We start from the raw sequence: 15,709 nt of genomic DNA on the forward strand, positions 1-15,709 counted from the left end.
CCCCTCCTTATTGCGCGGCTTCACCGCGTCACCGTTGGATTGGCGGCCGGGCTAGGAGAGTGAAGTCAAAGCAGCGTCAAAAGCGGAAAGACGAGAAATGCTGCACAGGCGACCCGGATCAATTGCGGCGCAGCCATCGGCGTCTTCAACCTGACAATTCAGGTCTGTGCGGCAGGCTTGGAGCTATCCGATCCGGCGCCAGCGAATTCGAAGCGCCGCTCCACCTCCGATCGGCGCAGCCAGAAAGGTCATGCGCTCCCCTTCGATGAGAAAACGGCGGGTAAGCTCTACGCCGACAGCATTCGGATTGAGTGCGATCTCGACGATATGAGTCACCATGTCGCCGTCGACCCGGTATCGTCCCGAATAGGCAGCGCACCCAGTGACGGCGGCCTTCAGATCGGCGTCAGTCGCTCCGACGATGACTGGCCGGGGACTCACGCCCGCAAGCCTTGCGCGAACCGCCGGCGTCGAGACGACCGAAACCAGGCCTCCGGAGGTATAGACGAGGCGGCCCGAGCGCGGCACGGGCGGATGCAGCGGATTACCCTGCTCGTCCACATCCTCTTCGCCGAGCATATCCCAAACCCCGATGAGCTCCGCATTGGCTGGTGTCATGAACCGATCCTCCGATCCCGCCGCAATGGGGTCGTTGGATCAATCATCCATCAAATCGGCGGCGGACAATGCTTTGAGAATCCTTTGAGCGCCGGCTGGCAGGCCGGCCGGGACGAACTGGAATGGGGTCGAGGAACCGCGGCCGCTCCCGCCGGCAGATGATCACCGCGGTCGACCGGACACCATCGGAATCGGACGCCCCGGCCAGTTCAGCCAGTTCGACAAGCGAGGAACCAGCCTGATGCAACCCGGAGCGCCAAGAAGCACCGACCATGATATCGACCCGATCTTCACCCAGCGCTGGTCGCCGCGCTCCTTCGACGGCTCGAAGGTGGATGACCGGGAGCTTCACGTTCTGTTCGAGGCGGCGCGCTGGGCCCCTTCATCCTATAACCGGCAGCCTTGGCGCTTCGTCTATGCCCATCGGGATTCGGCCGAATGGGCAACGTTCCTTGGCCTGTTGAAGCCCTTCAACGCGGCATGGGCCGCGGGTGCCTCGGTCATCCTTTTCGTCCTGTCGGACAGGATGATCCAGCTCCCGGGCCGGGAATCCCCCGAAGTCTCACGCAGCCATTCCTTCGACGCCGGCGCCGCCTGGGCGTGCCTCGCGCTCCAGGCGACCCGGATCGGCTTGTCCACCCACGGCCTCGCAGGGGTAGATTTCGAGCGCGCCCAGACCGAACTGGGCGTGCCCGACGATTTCCATATCGAGGCTGCCATTGTCGTCGGCCGCCGGGCGGAGAGGGACCTGCTCCCCGAGCCATTGCGCGCACGCGAAACGCCCAGCGGCCGCAACCCGGTTGCCTCCTTCGCCTGGCAGGGACGCTTTGGCGAAACGACTGGATAAAATGGAGAACGAAGATCATGCAGGATCAGCGTGGGGCGCCACCCTCCAGCACCCACGGGCCGCGGGCCATGCTGAAGCGCGAGCGACTATTCTACGTCGTCGCCAGTCTCATTTCGTTCGGTATCGCGCTGACGGGCTTTCGCTATTTCTATCTCATGGGCGGCAAGGGCTTCATGGGAAATCCCCTGACGCGCGAGGTGGTTCCGGTTATCCTGACTCATGCCTTCGCGATGTCGAGCTGGATGGTCCTGCTCGTGACCCAAAGCCTGCTGGTCTATCGCGGCAAGTTGCGACAGCATCGCCTGTGGGGATGGGTCGGCGCTGTGGTCGCGGTTGCCGTAGTCGGGCTCGGCGCGGCGATGGCCATCCTCTCAGCCCACTATAATCCGACGGCCTATATGATGTTCAGCGGGCCGAAATTCTTCCTGATGGAGATGCTGACTGAAATCGGGCTGTTCGGCGTCCTCGTCGCGACCGCCATTGCCAATCGTGCCAGGGCCGAGGTGCATCGCCCTTTCATCCTGACTGCGACGATCGTCATCGCGTCCGGCGCGCTTGCCCGCGTGCCGGTCGTCGACTTGCTGGCCGCCACCCCGCCGCTTTACGCTTACGGCCCGGTGCTTTCCTTCGGCCTGCTGCTCTATCTCCTGAAATGGCGGATGACGGGGTGGCACGACCGCTGGTTCGCGATCGCGCTGGGCAGTGTCGCGCTGGTGTTCCTGCTATCGCTGCCGCTCGGCCGCAGCACGCTGTGGGAATGGCTATGGGACGGCTATATCCTCGACGCGTCCGAGATCAGGGCGCGCTTCCCCGGCCCTTACCCCGGTCCCTTCAGCCCACACTGAGCGCATCAGTCCGTATCGACACGCTAAAGCGTGATGCCATGCCCAAACGCACCGACCATATTGCCGTCCTGCCCGAAAAGAGGACTCACGATCCGCCGCTGGGCAAAAGTGTTTCCCTCCTTCGACGTGAGGTGGACATCGCCGACCCAACGCCCTCCGGAAACAGCCTGGCGGAGGATCTGTTCGGCAAGGCCGACATCCCCGCCTTCAGCATAGACTGCCGTGGGCGGCCGGCCGAACATTTCGTCCTTGGCGAACCCAAGGGAATCCTCGGCGATGCGATTCCAGCCGACGATGCGGTTCTCCGTGTCGGTCACGGCAACCGCATAGGGCAATTGTTCGAGCACGAACGCAAAATCGGCCAGCGTCCGGGAAAGGGGTGAAAGAGCCTCACCGTTCAGGATCTGGCTCAAAAGGTCCGTCGTCCCGTCCTCCGGCGTCACGCCGAGTTCAATCTCGAGCTCCCGTGCCAGGGCCTCGAAATGATCGCGCGCGCGGCGTGGGAACCCCTTGCCGGCATGGCACCGCATGATCGTGCGATGCGCGGTCTCGTCATAGGGATCGAGCTCCAGGATGCGCTGGGCCGTCGAAAGCGTCAGATCATATTCCCGTGCGGCAAGCCGGATTTGAGCCAGCCTGGCCAGCGCGTCGTGGAGCCTGCGGCTGAGACGCTCTCGTTCGGCCTCCATCCAGCTCGACAGCCCGGTCTGGGCGAAATCGAACCCCTGGAGGAATTCGCCCTGGTGCAGCGTCTCGAAAAGTTCCAGCTCCTCGCGCGATGCATAGGCCGGCTCGATCGTGGAAAGGCGGGCGACGTCGACGCTGATCGCGTTCGACGGGCTCCACACGAATTGGGAGTCGCCGAGAACCAGCTGATCGCCGAACGTCCGGCGCAAATCCGACAGGGCCTGGCTCAGGCTGTGACGAGCCCGGGCCTCGTCCTTCTCGCCCCACAGCATGCCGGCGATCATTTCCCTGCTGAACCTGCGTTCCGGATGGATTGCGAGATAGGCGGCGAGCATCGCGGTCTTGCGTGTGGGGGGCCGCCGTTCGCGACCGTTACGGTCCTCGAACCTGAGCGGTCCCAGCGCCTTCATCTCGAGGTGCGACATGCCTCCCTCCTGCTGCGATCCGGCTATTCCTGAGTCGCCGGCGCGAATATGGGCGTGTTCGAGCCGCCCCGTCTTTCCCTAGCCTATGTCAGTCGGGGCGCAGGTCGCATGGGAATGGGACAGCACCCCATTTTTGACGCTCCTTTGAGCCAGGGGTTCAAAGGAATGGGGCATGCGCACGCTCCATGATCTGCTCGAGCAAGTCGATGCCATCCATTCCGACCGCGTCGCGGTTTCGACACATGGCACGCACCTTTCCTACGCGACGTTGCTGTCCCGCTCTCGCAGGCTCGCCTCGGTCCTTGCGGCGACTGGCTTGATGACGGGTGACAGGGTCGCGATCTTCGCCCCGAACGGGTTCAGATATCTCGAAGTGAATTTCGCCTGCACAATGCTGGGTGTCGTGCTCGTTCCGCTCAATACCAGGCTGGCTGCGGGCGAGATCGAAGACATCCTCCAAAGAGTCGGCTGCAAGCTTTTGGTCGGGCAGGCTTTGCCCGAACATCACGGTATCGATTCCCTGTCGTGGAACGATGCAGACGGCCCGGGAGGCCGGAATCCCTATGAAGACGCGATCGCCCACGCGCTCCCGCATGCTGCGCCGCCCGAACGATGCGACGCCGATACGATTGCCCAGATCTTCTTCACCAGCGGGACAACCGGACTGCCCAAAGGGGTGTGCCTGACCCATGGCAATCTGCTCGCCAGTGCCGTCGATGCGATGGAGAGACTTGAATTCAGGCGGGACGATGTGTGGCTGCATTCGGCGCCGATGTTCCACCTCGTGGACGCATTCGCGATCTGGGGCATGTCACTGGCGGGCGGCGCACATGTCGCGGTTCAGTTCGATCCGGTGACGTTCGGCGAGCTGGTCGAGCGCGAGCGCATTTCCAAGACCAGCCTTCCGCCCACCTTGCTCGACTGGATCTCGCGGCAACGGCCTGACCTGCACCACGATCTCGGGTCGCTTCGCCTGATCAGCTATGGCGGATCGCCCATGCAGGATGCCGTCTACCGGCGGTGCCGATCGGTACTGAAGTGCGACCTGCGCCAGGCCTATGGACTGACCGAAGGGTCCGGCTTCGTGTGCCACGAACAGGCCGGCGACAACCCCGACCCGGAGACGGCGTTCAATATCGTCGGGACGCCGACGCGCCATGTCGATATCGCGCTGGTCGACGACCAAGGGCGAACGGTCGGCCCCGATGAAGTTGGCGAAATCGTCCTCAAGGGCGCGCGCCTGTTCCGGGAATATTGGGGCGATCCCCTGGCAACGGCGCGCGCCTTCGTCGATGGCTGGTATCACAGCGGGGACCTGGGGATCCGCACGAACAACGGCCTTTATCGGGTCGTCGGCCGGAAGAAGGAAATGATCATCTCGGGTGGCGAGAACATCTACCCGGCCGAGGTGGTGAACGCGCTGCTGTCTCATCCCGCAGTGGAGGAGGCGGCGGTGTTCGGGATTCCCAGCGAACGCTGGGGGGAGGAGGTCCGCGCGGTGATCTACACCACCCCGGGGCCCGGCGCGCCGACAGGAGAGGAGATCGACCGGCACTGCCGAAGCCTGATCGCCGGCTACAAGGCCCCGAAACGCATCGACTTCTCGGACGCTCCCCTGCCCAAGACCGGCGCAGGGAAGATCGCTACCGCCGCGATCAGGGAAAGATTCCTCGCCGCCGCCCTGCCCCACGGGGAAACGGAGTGCGCGAAATGATCACCGGGCCGAGCGCCGGAAGCACTCAGCGCCGATATGCGACAGGATCGATCATCCTCCACTGGACCATCGCGGCGCTGATCGTCGGCAATATCGCGCTCGGGGTGATGGGCCGCGACGCGCGTCCGCCCGAGAAATTCGCGATCCTCGACTATCACAAGTCGATCGGACTCACGATCCTGATGCTCAGCATCCTGCGGCTCGCCTGGCGTATCCTGAACCGCCCCCCTGCCCTTCCCGCGACGATGCCGCGATGGGAGCGAAGCCTGGCGCATGCTATCCATACCAGTCTCTATCTGATCATGATCGGCCTTCCCCTGAGCGGCTGGATCGCGGTCACCACTCGGGTATCAGCACCACCGATCACCTATTTCGGCGTCGTACCATGGCCCTATTTTCCGCTCGTGCGCGGATTGGGGGCGGAAGAACTGGCGAAACTCCATCTGGGTTTCGCACTCACCCATTCGGTCCTGGGCAAGATCACGCTCGCCCTGCTCCTGCTGCATCTTGCCGGTGCGGTGAAGCACATGGTCGCCCGTGACGGCATCATATGGCGGATGGCACCGCTCGGCATCTTCCTGCCGGGGAAGCGGATGGCGAAGAGAGCCGACCCCGATCCCGATATGGACAGCATCGTCATTTGAGAGTCTCTTGAAGCGTGGCCTGCACAATCCCGGGTAAGAAACGCCGGCAGCGCAGGTACGGAGGGGCATAGGATGACGATCGGCTCAACCCATCTGGTCCGCGGGATCGGGACATGGCTGGCCTGTCTGTGGTGCTGTTGTTCACCGGCCCAGGGCCAGGTTCCGCCGGCGATCAAACAAGCCATCCTCACCGGCGGCCGCACGGTCGACGGCCACGCCATGGCGGAACTCTATGGCCCGCTTCAGGAACATGAACCCTATCGCGGGATCATCGTAGCCCGGGACGTCGGATATGGCCCGTTCGAGCAGCAGCTCGCCGATGTCTTCGTCGAGAAACGTCAAGGACAGCGGAAGCGCCCGGTCCTGATCTTCGTCCATGGCGGCGGCTTCACCGCCGGCGCGCGCAGACTCTCCAGGGAGAGTCCGTTCTACGACAATGTGGCGTTATGGGCGGCCCGCCATGGCTTTGTCGCGATCAGCATCAACTATCGCCTTGCGCCCGCGGCGACCTGGCCGGCCGCCGCCGAGGACATCGGCACTGCGGTTCGGTGGGCGCGCGCGAACGCAGCATCTTATGGCGGGAATCCCGATCGGCTCTTCTTGATGGGGCACTCGGCGGGTGCCACTCACGTCGCGTCCTATGGTGCCGACCGCACGCTCTGGCGCGGCGACACGCCCGGAGTGCGCGGGATGATCGTCATATCGGGCAGCTTCACGGTCGAGGCACCCGAAACGGCACCGGCGGCCGACAGGCCGCTCCTGACACGGGCAAAGGCATATTTCGGCAGCGACCCGGATAAATTCGCCGCAGAATCGTCCCTCAATGGATTACTCGCTTCCCGAACTCCGTTGCTGCTGGCCAATGCCGAATTCGATCCCGACTATTTTCTGCGGCAGCGCCAGCAATTCCTGTCCGCCGTGCCGCGGGACCGGTCCCGGGGTGTAAGCAGCGTCATGCTTGCCGGGCACAATCACATGTCCGAGATCTATTCGATCAACACGTCGGACAAATCCCTCACCCGTGAAATCATCACATTCGTCCGAAGGAACTGAGCCTTGAATAGTCCAGCCGGTGGAGACGGGGATATGGGCATGCGGGGAGAATTCCGCCGGAGCTGGCGGGAGCTTGTCGGGGCGACGATTGGCCTTGCCTGTGGCGTGGGCATGTACACGCCAATCACGAGCATGTTTTTCAGGGCGCTTGAAGCAGAGTTCGGCTGGTCGAAAACGGCACTTGCGTTCGGCTTGCTTGCCCTGCCCCTGACCGGGATCGCGCTGCCGTTCGCCGGCCGCCTCATCGACCGATTCGGCGTTCGGCCAGTTGCCGCCATCTCGGCAGCCGCAATGGCCGCGTCGTTCTTCTATCTGTCAGTGATCGGCCCATCGCTCGCGGCATTCTATATCGGTTTCATCGGCTTCAACCTGCTCGGCTGCGCAACCGGGCCGATCGCCTATACGCGCCCCGTAGCAGCGCGGTTTTCCGCGTCGAAGGGGGCCGCCATCGCGATCGCGCTGTCGGGCATTTCGATATCGGGGATACTCCTTTCACCCCTGCTCGGGAATCTGCTGGCTCATGGGGGATGGCGCGCCGGCTATCAGTTGCTCGCGGCGATTGCGTTGATCGGGGGCCTGGCCGCCGTCTGGCTGATCCGCCCCACCGATGGGGCTGCGCGGGTCGCCGCCGCGGACGGCATCGAGCGGCGCGAGGCGATCCGGACGCTGGAATTCTGGCAATTCGGCGCTGCCATCTTCCTTGCCGGCGCCGCGTCGGTCGGGTTCGTATCGCAACTCCAGTCGGTGGCGATCGAATATGGCGCGCCAGCGGAAAGGTCAGGCATCCTCCTTGCGATACTTGCCCTGTCAGTTCTGGTTTTTCGTGTGATGGCCGGCTGGAGCCTCGATCGCTTCTCGCCCGGAATTACCGCCGCCTGCTTCTTCATTGCCTCCGGGCTGGGGCTCGGGATCTGGCTTCTTCCGCACGGATCGATGGCACTGGCCATATTGGGGACGCTGGCGCTCGGCCTGAGCGTCGGATCCGAACATGCGTTCATCTCGTTCTTCTGTGCCAGGCTGTTCGGCATGAAAGCCTATAGCGCCATCTTCGGCGGGCTAGCGGTATTCCTCTATTTCGGGATGGCGGGCGGCGGGATCGTCTTTGCCCGCAGCCGGGACCTTTCGGGATCCTATTCGATCGCGATCATCGGCGCGATCATCGGCCTTGTCGTGGCCGGCGTGCTGATTGCGGCGCTGCCTGGCCGGATCGGTTCGCCGGCGCCGCAAGAGCAGTAGGTCGAGCCTGTGCCGGCCTATTTGCGCGGCGGTCCTTCGATATCGGCGACCAGGCCGGCGGCCGCGACGCCGACGGTGGCGCAGGCCTCGTCATCGTCCGGATGCGCTCCCGATACGCCGACCGCGCCAAGGAGGCGTCCTTGCGCGTCGCGAATGAGCACCCCGCCCGGCACGGGGATGAAGCGCCCCTGAGTCAGCGCCGTCAGCGACTGGGTGAAATCCGGCGCCTTTGCCGCCCGGTCGGCGAGCAGGCGGGTCGGCATTCCCATGGCGAGAGCACCCCAGGCCTTGGCGCTGGAAATCTCGCCGCGGAAGAAGCTGGAATTATCTTCGCGTTTTGCAGCAACCAGCCGGCCGCCCGGATCGAGGACGGTGACCGTCATGGGCGGCAATTCGCGATCCCTCGCCGCCTGAAGCGTCTGGTCGACGATGATGGAAGCCTGGGCGAGCGCGATCCATGCGCGATCGGACTGGTGGGCCGGTGAAGTGTCGGAGGTCATCGTCTTGGTCCTTTCGGTGGGAATCAGCAAAGCTCCGGCGGGGAGCACCGCGTCGACTGGGCGTGAACGAGCCGTGGCTGACCGTCGGCGAGCAGCCAGATATTCGTGAACAGGTTGAAATAGGTCGGCGGAGCATTCCGCAGGGCGAGCGTGATCTCCACCATGCCGGTCGAGATGCAGGCAGAGCCGATCTCTCGAACGCTGTGCTGACTGATGGTCAACGCGCTGTACGGTCGCTCCTTCTCGATCATCGCGAGCAGCATTGCCTTGTCCTCGACCCGGCCCGAGCCGTGAATCCAGACGAGGCCGTCGTCCAGCAGCTGGTCGAGTTCCGGCAGGTCGACGGCGATCGTCGCCCGGCAGCGCCGCTCTTCGAGATCGCGCAGCAGATGAAGGTGCGCTTCACCAGCCATGACGAATTCGCACAGATCTCGAGACTTTGGGCATCACTTTCCCTTTTCGGCCGGCCGCTGCGCCTATGCGCCGGGCAGGACCGGGCGGCAGCCACCATCCCATGTGACCCGCCCTCACGCGATGCGGTTGAACCGCTCGAACTCGGGACGAGGCAGCCGCCCGAACACCGATGACGGATCGCCATGTCCGAGCGTCATGATGAAATTGACCCGCACGTTCGGAGTATCGGAGAAGAATGCCGCCTCGACACCCTCGTGATCGAAGCCGGATATGGGTCCGGTATCGAAGCCAAGAGCGCGCGCCGCAATGATCAGATAGGCGCCCTGCAGGGATGAATTCCTGAAGGCGGAACTGAAGCGCAGTTCGGCATCATGCTCGAACCAGCTCTTCGCATCGAGGTGCGGGAAAAGGTCAGGAAGATGGAGGTGGAAATCCACGTCCATGCCGATGATGACGCTGACGGGGGCGCCGAGAACCTTCGGACGATTCTTGTCGCTGACGACCTTTGCCAGACGCTCGCGGCCTTCCGACGAGGTCACCCAGACAAGACGCGCCGGCAACTGGTTGGCGGACGTCGGCCCCATCTTCGCGAGTTCCCAGATGGCCTTGATATCAGCCTCGGCAACTGGCTCCGCATAATAAGCATTGTAGCTGCGCGCTTCCCGGAAGAGGATGTCGAGAGCGTCGTCTGGAAGGTTGCGGTTCATAAAATCTCCTTGAGATCGGGGTGATAAGGTGCGCAGCTAGCGCGGATCCGGCTGCCGGCGAGTCACGCGGACAAGGCCCGCCGCTGCCAGGGCGGCGATGATTGCGGGGATCGCGAAAACTGCGAAAATCGCCTGGAACGACAGCCCCGCGGCAACGGCGGCGGCCCCCAGCATCGGCCCGATGATCCCGCCCACCCGGCTTAGTCCGAGCGCCCACCCTACCCCGCTCGATCGAATGAGGGTGGGATAGAGGCCGGCGGAAATTGCGGTAAGTCCGGTCATGCCTCCCTGGACGAAGGCGCCGGTCAGGAACACCAGCAGCCCGAGCGACGCTACCGAGGTGCCAGCGGAGCCGATCAGACAGGTCGTCACCGCGCCAAGGCCAAAGATACAGCCGACCGTCGCGATCGCGCGCTTCCCGTCGATCATGCGGGCCAGCACCAACGGAAAGAGCAATCCGCCGAGCTGGAACATGGACGTGACGAGAAGCGACTCTCTCGGCTCCACGCCATGATCCTGGAGAATGGTCGGAAGCCAGGTAACGATGAAATAGAGATCGAGCGCCGCGCACAGGAAGATCGACCAGAGGAGAAGCGTTACCGGCAATCGTCCATCCAGGAACAACTGGCGCACGGCCACCCTGCCTGCGCCTGTTGCCGAAGCGGAAACCAGACGAGCGTCGGGAGCCAGCGAATAGGCCGGGTCGATGAAGCGCATGGACTTCTGCAGCCGCTCGCGTGAGCCCCCGGCCGCGAGAAGGAAGCGAATGGATTCCGGGAGAAGCGCGCCGAGAAGAAGCGCGATCAGCAGACCGAGCACACCACCCATGACGAAGAGGAAGTGCCAGCCATGATGTTCAAGCACTAGGGCGGTCACCGGCCCGCCCAGTGCTCCGCCGACCGCCACCCCGCAATACATCACCATGACGGCGGTCGCCCGATAGCGTCTGGGCGCGAATTCGGCCACGAGCGCCGCCGCATTCGGCATGAGCGCGCCATAGCCAAGGCCCGAGATGAACCGCAGCGCGATCAATGTGCCGGCGGTGGCGCTGAATGCGGTGAGGATCGAGAAGACGCCAAACCAGAGAAGCGACAGCAGAATGATCGGCCTGCGCCCGAAACGATCGGCGAGCATCCCCCCGGCGAGGGAACCGAACGCCATGCCGACGATGCCAAGCGAGAATACCGGCCCCAGCATCGCCCGCGAAAGATGGAGGTCGCGCGCGATCGACGGCGCGAGGTAGGTAATCAGTTGCGCGTCGAATCCGTCGATGGCGGCCGCCAGAGCGCACAATCCGATGAGCAGCACGTGCGGGCGACCAAAGTGACGTTCATCGATGAACGTCTCGAGATCGACATCCGCCTTCCCGTCAACAAGTGTGGCCGAGCGGTTCATATCCTGGTCCCAACTTTTCTATCTGTTCGTGAAATCCCGATGCATTCCGGTTGCCGCTCGCCGGTCCCGGAACGGCGCATCTCGTCCTGGCGCGGCATTGTCAGGCCCTCTTCATCGCATTAGGCTCAATGAAAGCAGCGCTGACGGGCCCGGCCCGTTCCGACGCTGGAGGGAGGGTCCTGAAGCGGTGATGATCCACGAATTGCCCCCGGCTTCGCAGGGCGCACAAATTTTTCAGCGGAGTGTCGCAGATCTCATCGAGACGGTGGGCATCGACCAGTTCGAGGACGATCTGTTCCGCCTCGTGCACGACGCGATCGGCTGCATCCACATGAATGCGATTTCCTTCGGTCGCGACGATGCGCGCATATTGGTCCTCGCCGGAAATGAAGGTGCCTCCCAGGTGGCCCGGGAAGTCGGCACCCGCTACATCAGGCATTACTGGCAGCTCGACCCGGTTCACTCTCGGTTGCGGCAGCTCGCTCCGGGCTTCCACATGATCGAGATCCGGTCGAACGACATCGACAATGCCGACTATCGGGACGACTGCTACACGGCGGTCCGGATCGCCGAGCGCATCTCGCTTTGCGAGACGCGCGACGACCGGATCATGCGCGCGAACTTCTACCATCCGCATGGCTTCATGCCTGAACAAAAGGCTGCGATCGCGGAGGCCGCAGGCTTGTTGATGCCGCTGCTTTGGCGGCACGCCAAAGGTTGCGACCGAATCCTGCGAACCTATGAGGATTTCGACCTCAGGCTCGCCGAAGTAGCGCCGGCGCTCACAGAACGCGAGCGGCAGGTATGCGCCCTCATCGCCCTTGGCGTCGGCTCGGAAGGCATCGGGCTCAGGCTCGGCATCAGCATCAATACCGTGCTGACCTATCGCAAGCGCGCTTATACCCGGCTTGGCATCACCTCCCAGAACGAACTCCTCCGCCTGGCCGGTGGCCCGGTGCGGATGCAGGTCGCGGCGGTCATCAACTGACGGGAAGCCGTGCCTCAGTTGCCCGCTACCGGGATTGCGCAAGGGAGCAGAGTGCGTCCGCAATTCAGGCCGGTGCCTTGAACCTGGCTTGAAGTCCGTCCCAGCAGGACGGATAGGTCGCGTCGATCAGCTCCAGGCTGCTGGCATAGCCGGTAGGATTCATCGGCGTGCGCGTTTCGAACATGAAGGCGAGCGTGTTCGCGAGCCTGTCGGGCTGGAGGTCGCGGCTGGTCGCGGCATCGAACGCCTGGCTGTCGGGCCCATGCGCCAGCATCCCGTTGTGCAGGCTCATCGCGCCTGGGGCGAAGCCATCGGGCTTGGCATCATAGACGCCGTAGATCAGGCCCATGAACTCGCTCATGACATTGCGATGATACCAGGGCGGGCGGAACGTGTTTTCCATGACCAGCCACCGTTCCGGGAAGATCACGAAATCGACATTGGCCGTCCCCGGAATCTCCGAAGGGGAGGTGAGCACGGTGAAGATGGAAGGATCCGGATGATCGTAGAGGATCGATCCGACCGGGCAGAAACGACGCAGGTCATATTTCACCGGCGCGCAATTGCCGTGCCACGCGACGACATCGAGCGGTGAATGCGCGATCTCGCTCACATACATCCTGCCAAGCATCTTGACGTACAGCCGGGCCGGTTCGTCATCGTCCTCATAGGCAGCGACGGGTGACAGGAAGTCCCTTTCGTTGGCGAGCCCGTTCGCGCCGATAGGCCCCCGTTCGGGCAATTCGAACGCAGCGCCGTAATTTTCGCAGATGAATCCGCGAGCCGGACCGTCGACGGGATCCACCTTGAACGTCATCCCGCGCGGAATGATGGCGATTTCGCCTGGGCCGACCTGAAGCCACCCGCATTCAGTGAACAGGGACAGGAGCCCCTGCTGGGGAACGAGGAGAAGTTCGCCGTCGAGGTTGCGATAATATCGCCGCCCCATCGGCTCGTTGGCGAGATACACATGCGCGGCCATGCCGGTTTGCAGCCACGCGTCGCCGGTGGTGACGATCGTGCGAAGCGCCGAGAGGAAGTTGCAGGGGTCGTCGGGAATGGCGATCGGCCGCCAGCGAAGCTGGGATATCGGCATCTCGCTTTCGTCGCGGCACGGCGCCGTTCGAACGAGGCGGGTCTCCATCGGCTTGAAATCGTGCCCGTGGCTTACCGAAGGCCGGATCCGATAGAACCAGGTCCGCCGGTTGCGCGCACGTGGCGCGGTAAAGGCCGATCCCGAAAATTGCTCCGCGTAGAGCCCGAGCGGCGGGCGCTGGGGCGAATTGCGGCCAATGGGAAGAGCGCCAGCGACCGCTTCGGTCGAGAAGCCGTTCCGGAACCCGGGCATATAGGCAAGGCTGCCATCAGGTGGGGAAAGCACGGCCTCGCCATGCGGGGAAAAGTCTGTTGCACTGCTGGCGTGGCTCATTGCTATCTCATCGACCTGGTTTTTCATGCGGGAAGACTAGGCGGGCCACCTGAAGCGATCAGTCACAACCGGCGGTGACAGGCCCGGATCATGCCAGGCTTTCGAAAAAGGCTGCCAGTCGACGGGCCAGCGCCGCAGGGTCATCGACCATCGGATAGTGCCCGGTTTCCGGGATGACCTCGATCCGCGCATCACGATAAAGGGCGCGATAAAGGGGGTCGAGAAATGCGTGATCCACCCCGCGATCCTCGGCCCCGAACAGGATGAGCAATGGCGCCGACAAGATATCCGCCCCCGCCGACAGGTCATCGTCGATGAAGGAGTTGGCGTAGCGAGCGAACGCCTCGTGCCGCGCGGTTTGCCTCGTCTGCCTGACGAGCCCGGCGACCCAGGTTGCATCGCGCGACGATCCGACGGATTGCGCGACGATGGCCTGCGCGACCTCGTCTTCCTCGGCGGCCCGAGCAAAGAAGGCCCTGGTATCGTCGTCCAGGCCGAGTGGCGTCGCCGGGACCGGCGTCACCGCGGCAACGGACGCAACGCGCCCGGGATGGGCGATGGCGAGCTTCTGCGCTACCTTGCCGCCCATCGAGTGTCCGACGATCGAAAATCGCGGCCAGCCAAGTTCGTCGGCAATCGCCATTGCGTCATCGGCGACCTCGTCAAGATCGAAGCGCCCTTCGATATCGCGCGACCTGCCATAGCCCCTGATGTCGAAACGGGCAGTCGTGAAATGGCCGGGATCGAGTTCCGCCACGAGATCGTCGAACAGGCGATGATCCGAGAACCAGCCATGGATGACGAGCAGGTGACTGACACCTTGTCCGGCGGTGAAAGGTTCGGGATAGTGGCGGGTCATGAGGAAAATCCTTCGCCTGGAGGTTCGGGAACGACCTCATTCTCGATCGCGCCCAGCCCGTCGATTTCGATGCGAACCTTCTGCCCGAGCCGCAGATATCTCGGCGGATCAAATCCCTGACCGACGCCGGCGGGCGTGCCGGTACAAAGGATATCGCCGGGCTCAAGCGTGAATACCGTGCTCAGATGCGCGATCATCTCAACCAGGGAGGCGATCATGTCGCCGGTATTGCCCTGCTGCCGCAATTCGCCGTCGACATGAGTCCGCAAGGTCAGGGCATGCGGATCCACGATCTCGTCGGCCGTGGTGAGCCATGGTCCGCATGGCCCATGCGTGTCGAAAGACTTGCCGAGCGTCCCTGTCGGCGACGCCGCCTGCCAGTCGCGCACGCTGACATCGTTCGCCACCATGAAGCCGAAAATCGCCTGACCAGCGTCGGCCACCGGGATATGCCGGCACCGCCGCCCGATGACACAGGCCAGTTCTCCCTCGTAATCGAGAGCGGAGGACACGCGCGGCATATGGATCGGATCATTCGGCCCCGCGAGGCAGGTCACCTGCTTGTTGAACCAGATCTGGGTACCGATCGGCGGTAGCTGCGCGCCGCGCTCCGCAAGCTCGTTGCGATGACCATGGTAGTTGAGGCCGATGCCCAGGAACTTGCGCGGCCTGGAAACGGGTGCGCGCAGGATCACCTCGGACAGAGCAAGACGAGGAAGCCCCGCCTTCGCGCCCCGGAGCTGCGACACCGCCTGGGCACCACCTTCGAGGACCGAGTGCATGTCCTGCGGGCAAGCACGGTCGGCACTCGCGTCATAGATGGTCGCATCTTCGACGATGCCGAGCTTCGTCCGGTTGTCGTGGAAGAAAGTCGCCAGTTTCATGTCGTCCGGTTTCCAGGCGAAGGGAGTTTCCAGAGGGCGAAATCATCGATGAGCGGATCGATGCGGGCGACAAGACCGCCGTCCAGTTCGAGGATGACTGCCTGGCGAAGGAGCAGGCGATCGCCGGCGGGACCGACAAGACCCGACTGGTCATGACAGGCGACGGTATAGCGGACGAGCGCTTTCTCCTCCTGCGCGAGCACCTCGTTCACGACCATTCCGAACCCCGGAAACAGCGTGTGCAGCCGCTGGATCCGGTCGCGGGTGAGCCAGGCGGCGATCTCGGGAGCGAGAATACGGTCGAGCTCACCGCCGTCGTTCGATCCGACCACGGTCTCGATGAACCAGCGGGAAAAACCATCGATCCCGCCCACCGGCCGCTTTGCAACGGGCTCGACGGAGGGCACCCCAAGACGGCATTGAGGACAGGTCGAATCCGATGAATCCGCAACGAAAAGAGTGGG

Annotated in this window: 17 protein-coding genes; 7 read left to right on the plus strand and 10 right to left on the minus strand. The window is 63.7% G+C overall.

Going from position 1 to position 15,709, the window contains the following annotated elements; genetic code table 11:
• Positions 1 to 183: 183 nt before the first annotated feature.
• Positions 184 to 618 carry a lipocalin-like domain-containing protein gene (locus P0Y59_11615; protein WEK02294.1) on the minus strand — a complete coding sequence of 145 codons (435 nt, stop codon included), beginning with the start codon at positions 616 to 618 and terminating at the stop codon, positions 184 to 186.
• Between the two features lie 241 nt (positions 619 to 859).
• Here P0Y59_11615 and P0Y59_11620 point away from each other — a divergent pair, with 241 nt between their 5' ends.
• Both P0Y59_11620 and P0Y59_11625 read left to right on the plus strand, forming a co-directional pair.
• Entirely contained in the window at positions 860 to 1,465 is a 606-nt protein-coding gene (locus P0Y59_11620) for a nitroreductase family protein (protein WEK02295.1), read from the plus strand.
• A gap of 17 nt (positions 1,466 to 1,482) precedes the next feature.
• Entirely contained in the window at positions 1,483 to 2,310 is an 828-nt protein-coding gene (locus P0Y59_11625) for a hypothetical protein (protein WEK02296.1), read from the plus strand.
• A gap of 23 nt (positions 2,311 to 2,333) precedes the next feature.
• Here the strand turns inward: P0Y59_11625 and P0Y59_11630 are convergent, their stop codons facing one another.
• Positions 2,334 to 3,422 (minus strand): BTAD domain-containing putative transcriptional regulator, encoded by a 1,089-nt coding sequence (locus tag P0Y59_11630; GenBank protein ID WEK02297.1) that lies wholly within the window; start codon positions 3,420 to 3,422, stop codon positions 2,334 to 2,336.
• A gap of 172 nt (positions 3,423 to 3,594) precedes the next feature.
• Between P0Y59_11630 and P0Y59_11635 the strand changes: the two genes are divergently transcribed.
• The 4 genes from P0Y59_11635 to P0Y59_11650 all read left to right on the plus strand — a co-directional run bounded on the left by P0Y59_11635 (position 3,595) and on the right by P0Y59_11650 (position 8,069).
• Complete coding sequence (locus tag P0Y59_11635) at positions 3,595 to 5,136, plus strand: AMP-binding protein (GenBank protein ID WEK02298.1); 1,542 nt, start codon at positions 3,595 to 3,597, stop codon at positions 5,134 to 5,136.
• On the plus strand, positions 5,133 to 5,780 hold the full coding sequence (locus tag P0Y59_11640) for a cytochrome b (GenBank protein WEK02299.1): 648 nt from the start codon (positions 5,133 to 5,135) through the stop codon (positions 5,778 to 5,780). Before P0Y59_11635 ends, P0Y59_11640 begins: the two co-directional genes overlap by 4 nt.
• Positions 5,781 to 5,852: 72 nt before the next feature.
• Positions 5,853 to 6,833, plus strand: a complete 981-nt coding sequence (locus P0Y59_11645) for an alpha/beta hydrolase (GenBank protein ID WEK02300.1) — start codon at positions 5,853 to 5,855, stop codon at positions 6,831 to 6,833.
• 3 nt (positions 6,834 to 6,836) lie between these two features.
• Positions 6,837 to 8,069, plus strand: a complete 1,233-nt coding sequence (locus P0Y59_11650; protein ID WEK02301.1) for an MFS transporter — start codon at positions 6,837 to 6,839, stop codon at positions 8,067 to 8,069.
• 17 nt (positions 8,070 to 8,086) lie between these two features.
• Here the strand turns inward: P0Y59_11650 and P0Y59_11655 are convergent, their stop codons facing one another.
• The 4 genes from P0Y59_11655 to P0Y59_11670 all read right to left on the minus strand — a co-directional run bounded on the left by P0Y59_11655 (position 8,087) and on the right by P0Y59_11670 (position 11,085).
• Positions 8,087 to 8,569 carry a heme-binding protein gene (locus tag P0Y59_11655; GenBank protein ID WEK02302.1) on the minus strand — a complete coding sequence of 161 codons (483 nt, stop codon included), beginning with the start codon at positions 8,567 to 8,569 and terminating at the stop codon, positions 8,087 to 8,089.
• 23 nt (positions 8,570 to 8,592) lie between these two features.
• Positions 8,593 to 8,982, minus strand: a complete 390-nt coding sequence (locus P0Y59_11660) for a nuclear transport factor 2 family protein (protein WEK02303.1) — start codon at positions 8,980 to 8,982, stop codon at positions 8,593 to 8,595.
• A gap of 114 nt (positions 8,983 to 9,096) precedes the next feature.
• Complete coding sequence (locus P0Y59_11665; GenBank protein WEK02304.1) at positions 9,097 to 9,690, minus strand: malonic semialdehyde reductase; 594 nt, start codon at positions 9,688 to 9,690, stop codon at positions 9,097 to 9,099.
• Between the two features lie 36 nt (positions 9,691 to 9,726).
• Entirely contained in the window at positions 9,727 to 11,085 is a 1,359-nt protein-coding gene (locus P0Y59_11670) for an MFS transporter (GenBank protein WEK02305.1), read from the minus strand.
• Here P0Y59_11670 and P0Y59_11675 point away from each other — a divergent pair.
• The gene (locus tag P0Y59_11675) at positions 11,069 to 12,073 is read left to right on the plus strand and encodes a helix-turn-helix transcriptional regulator (GenBank protein ID WEK02306.1); all 1,005 of its coding nucleotides are present in this window, start codon (positions 11,069 to 11,071) and stop codon (positions 12,071 to 12,073) included. The genes P0Y59_11670 and P0Y59_11675 overlap by 17 nt on opposite strands.
• Positions 12,074 to 12,137: 64 nt before the next feature.
• On the opposite strand, the gene hmgA is transcribed toward P0Y59_11675, so the two are convergent.
• The 4 genes from hmgA to P0Y59_11695 all read right to left on the minus strand — a co-directional run bounded on the left by hmgA (position 12,138) and on the right by P0Y59_11695 (position 15,652).
• Entirely contained in the window at positions 12,138 to 13,502 is a 1,365-nt protein-coding gene (hmgA, locus tag P0Y59_11680) for a homogentisate 1,2-dioxygenase (GenBank protein WEK02307.1), read from the minus strand.
• 88 nt (positions 13,503 to 13,590) lie between these two features.
• Positions 13,591 to 14,361 carry an alpha/beta hydrolase gene (locus P0Y59_11685; GenBank protein ID WEK02308.1) on the minus strand — a complete coding sequence of 257 codons (771 nt, stop codon included), beginning with the start codon at positions 14,359 to 14,361 and terminating at the stop codon, positions 13,591 to 13,593.
• The gene (locus tag P0Y59_11690) at positions 14,358 to 15,245 is read right to left on the minus strand and encodes a fumarylacetoacetate hydrolase family protein (GenBank protein WEK02309.1); all 888 of its coding nucleotides are present in this window, start codon (positions 15,243 to 15,245) and stop codon (positions 14,358 to 14,360) included. Before P0Y59_11690 ends, P0Y59_11685 begins: the two co-directional genes overlap by 4 nt.
• A complete protein-coding gene (locus tag P0Y59_11695; GenBank protein WEK02310.1) occupies positions 15,242 to 15,652 on the minus strand; it encodes a nuclear transport factor 2 family protein in 411 nt (136 codons plus the stop codon). Before P0Y59_11695 ends, P0Y59_11690 begins: the two co-directional genes overlap by 4 nt.
• Between the last annotated feature and the right edge of the window lie 57 nt (positions 15,653 to 15,709).

Source organism: Candidatus Sphingomonas phytovorans (assembly GCA_029202385.1).
Taxonomy (GTDB): Bacteria; Pseudomonadota; Alphaproteobacteria; order Sphingomonadales; family Sphingomonadaceae; genus Sphingomonas; species Sphingomonas phytovorans.